This is a genomic window from Corynebacterium sp. HMSC075D04, from assembly GCF_001815635.1.
Classification (GTDB): Bacteria; Actinomycetota; Actinomycetes; order Mycobacteriales; family Mycobacteriaceae; genus Corynebacterium; species Corynebacterium coyleae.
The window spans coordinates 1-5,412 of record NZ_KV821337.1 but is presented as its reverse complement, the minus strand read 5'-3'; the positions used below and the strand labels follow the sequence as shown (position 1 = coordinate 5,412).

Annotated in this window: 2 protein-coding genes; both read left to right on the top strand. The window is 60.1% G+C overall.

All coding sequences use genetic code 11. The features are described 5' to 3' along the window. Positions 1-2,951 (top strand): DUF7507 domain-containing protein (locus tag HMPREF3048_RS12430; RefSeq protein WP_210398418.1); only part of this gene is annotated, 2,951 nt, incomplete at its 5' end. A gap of 157 nt (positions 2,952-3,108) precedes the next feature. Next, positions 3,109-4,959, top strand: coding sequence for a hypothetical protein (locus HMPREF3048_RS04845; protein WP_141758859.1), 1,851 nt, complete (start codon positions 3,109-3,111; stop codon positions 4,957-4,959). The last annotated feature ends 453 nt before the right edge of the window (positions 4,960-5,412 follow it).

Here is a 5,412-nt window from a genome sequence, read left to right as displayed (position 1 = left end):
AGGTGAAGAAGGACCAGGACACCAAGCTGGAGAACATCAACCCGACCCCGAAGCCGACGACCAGCAAGCCGACGCCGACTCCGACGACTGAGAAGCCGACGCCAACTTCGACAACTGAGAAGCCGACGACCACGAAGGTGACCGTGACCACGTCGAAGCCGACGCCGACCTCGACGACTGAAAAGCCGACGCCGACCACGACCACTCCGGCCGAGACCAAGCCTTCCATTACCGGCACAGTCAAGGACAAGGACGGCAAGCCGCTGCCGCAGGACGGCGAGGGTAAGCCGAATGTCACGGTTTACGGACCTGATGGCGAGAAGGTTGCTGAGAACGTAGAGATCACGGATCCAGAGGGCAACTTCGAGATCCATGGTCCGGACGACAAGCCGCTGCCTGACGGTAAGTACATCGTCGAGGTAGAGACCCCTGAGGGCATGAACAACCCACGTCCGAAGATCGTTGAGGTCAAGGACGGCGAGTCTGATCCGATCGAGTTCGAGGTCGACAAGTCGGAACGTGGCCGCAAGGACAAGTCTGACCGCATCGGTGAAAACACCGTCGGTGGTTGGTTGATCGATGAGCACGGTAACCCGATCCAGGGTGCAAAGATCAAGTTCATCAAGAAGGATGTCGCTGATCCGAACACCATCTCGGTCGATCCCCGCACTGAGGAGACCAAGGGACCGGAGTACTTCGACTACGAGATTCCGCTCAGCGTTGATGGAGACGGCTTCTTCGTCACCCCGGAGATCGATTTCCAGTACTTCCCTGAAGGCGTCGTCGATTTTGACATGGAAATTGAGCTGCCGGAGGGCTGGCCGGACACCGACATCAACGGCAAGCCGCTGAACCGTAAGGTCACGGTGAAGCAGGGCGAGCGTACCGACATGGGCGAGATCCGTGTCAAGGCTCCGATCGATCAGTCCATTGAGGGCAATGTCAACGACGGCAACGGCAATGCTGTTCCGGGTACCAAGGTCGTAGTGACCGACCCGAACGGCGACTCCAAGATCATCGACGTTGATGAGAAGGGCAACTTCAAGATCGAAGATGTCACGCCTGGCGTCAACGAGATCGAGATCCTGACTCCGGGTAGCGACCGCGAGATCGACAAGATCAAGGTTCCGGTCCGCCCTGGTGATGACGTGAAGCTGCCGGAAATCCAGCTGACCAAGAATGCTTCCCTGAAACTGGAGAAGCAGGTCTGGGGCCGCGACGCCGATAACCTGGGCCAGGTTAAGGACAAGGACGGCAATCTTGTCGACGATGTCATGACCACCCTTCCCGGCGAAGATCTCTACTACGAGCTCTTCATCACCAACACCGGTGATACGCCGATTAAGAACATCGATATCGATGATCCGGAACTTCAGTCGCGCAACATCGAATTGAAGATGCCGGAAGGCTGGACTGCGGAGCTCGCCCCGGGTGAAACCGAGGTGATTAAGGCCAAGATGAAGGCTCCGGAGGACGCGTTCGACTTCAACAACGTCGCTACCGCCTTCGGTGAAACCTCTACTGGTGAAAAGGTAGGTTCCGCACCGGATTCGGCGTACACCAAGTTCATCAAGGCAGAGGTGCACAAGAAGGTCAACGCCCGCTTTGCTACCAACCCGGACAAGCCTGTTCGTATGGGCGTCGGCAACGCGTTGAAGTTCACCTACGAAATCCAGAACACCGGTTCTGCACCGATGGTGAACGTGGAGCTGAAGGACGCGATCTTTGAGGGCGATGCCAAGGACAAGGATGGCAACGACGTTCCAGCTGATCAGCTGAAGAAGGTCAAGGATCTTGAGATTAAGAAGCCTGAGGGCTTCAATGGCACGTTGCTGCCAGGTCAGCGTGTGATCTTCACTGCTGAGATCCCGGAAGGTCTGGCTAACAATGTCCGTCACCACAACCAAGCACAAGCAACGGGTGAACTCCCGACGCGTCCGGCTCGTGGCCGCGGCCTCGCGGGTGAACCGGACTACGGCGATGACCCGTCATCCACGCTGATCATCTCCCCGCGCGAGAACCTCAAGGGCAACGCTCACATCATCGTTGACCAGGGTGCTCCGCTGGCTGACAACCTGCGCCTGATCGCATGGGTTGATGAGAACCAGAACCGCACGCAGGACGAGAACGAAGGCCTCACAGGGCTGAAGGTCAAGCTGGTTCCGACCGATGGTGGTCCGTCCATCGCGGGCGAGACCAACGAAGACGGCAACGTCTACTTCGAGTCTGCACCGTGGGGTGAGTACACCTTCGAGATCGACAACCCGGGCAACCTGCGTCTGATTGATCCGCGTGATCCGGAGAAGAACTCGTCCCGTGCGGGCTCGACCCTGGAGTCGAAGCCGTTCAAGGTTCGCGGCAAGTTCTCCGAGCCGTTCGAACTGCGTCCGGCTGCGGATGATCCGTCCCAGAAGGAAATCGTGATCGGTCTGCAGTTTGAGAAGGGCAACGGCGACATCGCTGCAGGTGGCGGTATCGGCAGGGACAACGAAATTGTTGGCGAGGACGGCAGCTCCCTGGGCAAGTGCCTGGCCACCGCATCCTCGGTATCCAACCCGGTTGCGTGGCTGGTGCCGATCGGCCTTCTCGGTGCAGTCGCCGGTGGTATCGGTGTGATGTTCGAAGACGAGCTCAACGCCGCGGCCGCACAGGCCAACGAGGCAGTGCGCAGCGTGATGCCGAACGTGAACATTGAAGTCCCGTCTGTGTTCAACCAGTTCCAGGCGCAGATCGACCAGGTCAACCGCCAGCTGTCCCAGATCAATCCGGCCGCCCCGGCTGCGGTTGCCGGTGTTGGCCTCCTGGCTGTGGCTGGTCTGATCATGGGTCTGTACTACGCCAGCTGCCAGTTCGGCTGGAATGTAGAGACCGAGGGCAGCAGCTCCAACAACAAGGCCGAGGCAACGGAGACCGCCAAGCCTGAGGAGCCTGCGGAACCGGCTGAAGCCTAAAAGCTGACCCGCCTACGAAACCGATGCAAATTGCTCGGCGAGTAGGCGGGTTTCGCTTTTGTTCGGGATGTATTGTGAAGTCCAAGGTTGGCGTATACATTCATATGTGGTTTTTGGGGGCGCTCGCGCGCGCTTTTTCTATTCTCGAGAGGTAATAATGGCAGCAACATCCAAGGCAAAACGTGCCGTCGGGCTTTCGCTCGCGGCAGCAGTCGCAGGCTCGATCGCACTCGTGCCGGTCGCAAACGCGCAGGAGAGCGCTACTGCGAAGGAGACTGCGCCTGTGACGTCGTCTGCTGCGGTGGACCCGGTGTCGTCGACAAGCAATGCGAGCAGCGTATCGACGACCCCAGCAACCACCCCGGCCACCACCACCCCCGTGGCGGGTTCGGCCGCGCCGGTCACGCAGACCCCAGCCAAGGACTCGAACCTTTCGGACGCTGCAAAGGCATTTGCTGCCCTGTTCTTGGATACGCCCGGTAACGGCACCGGTACCTCTGGCGCGCAGTACAACTCCAAGGGCCGCACCTACACCGCTCTTGCGCGCCACCCTGAAAACAAGCTGCTGTACGCCATCTCCCAGGACGAGGAGGGCAAGGACGCCGGCCACCTGCTGCGCATTAACGCCAACGATGGTGGTCTGATGGATCTGGGCAAGATCGACCTCAAGGGTGACGACGCCACCAAGATCGACACCGCTGCCTTCACCGCAGGCGGCACGCTTGTGCTGTTCGGCGAGGACAAGGTGTACACCCTGGATCTTTCCGACGATAAGTCGGGCGCCAAGAACACCCCGCTCGGGTTCACCACTAAGCCGCTGAAGATCGACGGCGTGAAGGAAGCCGGCAAGCCCGCCGCATGGGCTGCCGACGGTGAGAAGAACGAGACCTCGCTTGTCGCCCTGTCCACCAACGACAAGGGTGAGGCGTACCTGTGGCACCTCGACGTCGACGAGAAGGCCCCAGCCGCGACCCACACCGCTGTGACAGTGCCGGAAAAGGCAACCCTGCCGAAGGTAAAGGCACTGAACTACGCCTACAAGAACGAAGACGGCGAGTTCGTCTTTGCAGACGACGACGCGACCGCTATCCACGTGAAGGACAACGCGGTTTCTAACGTCGTCGCCAAGGGCGATGAAGCTGACAACTTCGCCGGTGTCGCTGGCCTCAAGCTGCCTGGCCTTGACAACCCGGAGACTGGCGCTGCAACCCCGACCGCAACCCCGGGCAGCGAGACCCCGACGAACCCGGCCACGACCACCACGCCTGCCACCGAGACCCCGACCAACTCGGCCACGACCCCAACCGCGCCTGCGGCTGAGGATGACTGGGTCATGGAGGTCCTTGTCCGCACCGATGACAACAAGGCTGTTGAAGGCGCTGAGTTCAAGAGCGCTGATGGTCGCGTTGCCGGTAGGACTGGTGCCGACGGACGCGCAAACGTCGTGTTCGATCTGAATAAGGACGCTAAGGATCGCAAGCTGATCAAGCTCACCTTGATCGAACCACCGCACGGCTACAAGAACACGGAAATCCAGGTCCAGCGCAACGCGAAGACCGCAGAGATCGTTCTCGCCCGTGATCCGAACGTGACCACGCTGAACCGTCCGCAGCAGATTTTGAAGGCGATTGATGAGTTCAAGCCGATTGCCACCAAGGTTCTCGGCCCGGCTGCCGCAATGGCCGGTGCCGCGGGTCTCGCAGGTGCCGGTGGCGGTGCGAAGACCACGAAGTCCTCGGCGACGCCACTGCCGCTGAAGACCACCCCGAGCCGCTCCACGGGCCGCACCACGTCCGTGAAGAACGCAAGCAACAACTCCAACCGCGTTGCTGCGAAGGGTTCGACTTCCACGAAGAAGACCACCACCTCCTCCAGCAAGGAGCGCGACGGTGATCTTGCGGATACCGGTACGCCGATGCGCGCCGTGATCTCCCTCGGCGTCCTGCTGATGCTGGTGGGTGGCGCCTACCTGGCGCTCGGCCGTCGCCGCGAGACCAACGAGAACTAAAAACCAGGCATAGAAACGCCCGCCGGATTCGACACCGGCGGGCGTTTCCGCGTCTGTGGGCTGATCGTCTAGCTGGGCTTGTGATGCTGCTAGACGATCTCGTTTCGGCCTCTGTGTTTGCCCTGGTGGTGTTGGGGTTGTTTGTCGTTATGGGGCTGATCGTCTAGCTGGTGTTTCAGGGTGCTAGACGATGAGCGTTGGGGTGGTGTTCTCCTGGTCTGCTAGTGGTGTTCGGGATTGTGCTAGCAGATCGAAAGATGCCGGTGGTGTTTGTCCAGGTCGTGTTGGGCATGGTGTTCAGCAGTGGGCTCATCGGCTAGTTGGGCGCGAAACGCACTAGCAGAACAGGGCTCATAGGCCGTGTTTTCGTGTCTTGAGGGCTGTTATGGCGTGTGTGCTCGGAAAACGGGGGTAATTTCCGGGGGTAAGCAGGTGGTGCGGATTGCTGAACAA

Excerpts from the sequence above, each read along its gene's own strand:
- HMPREF3048_RS04845 (WP_141758859.1), top strand. The coding sequence starts at position 3,109 with ATGGCAGCAACATCCAAGGCAAAACGTGCCGTCGGGCTTTCGCTCGCG.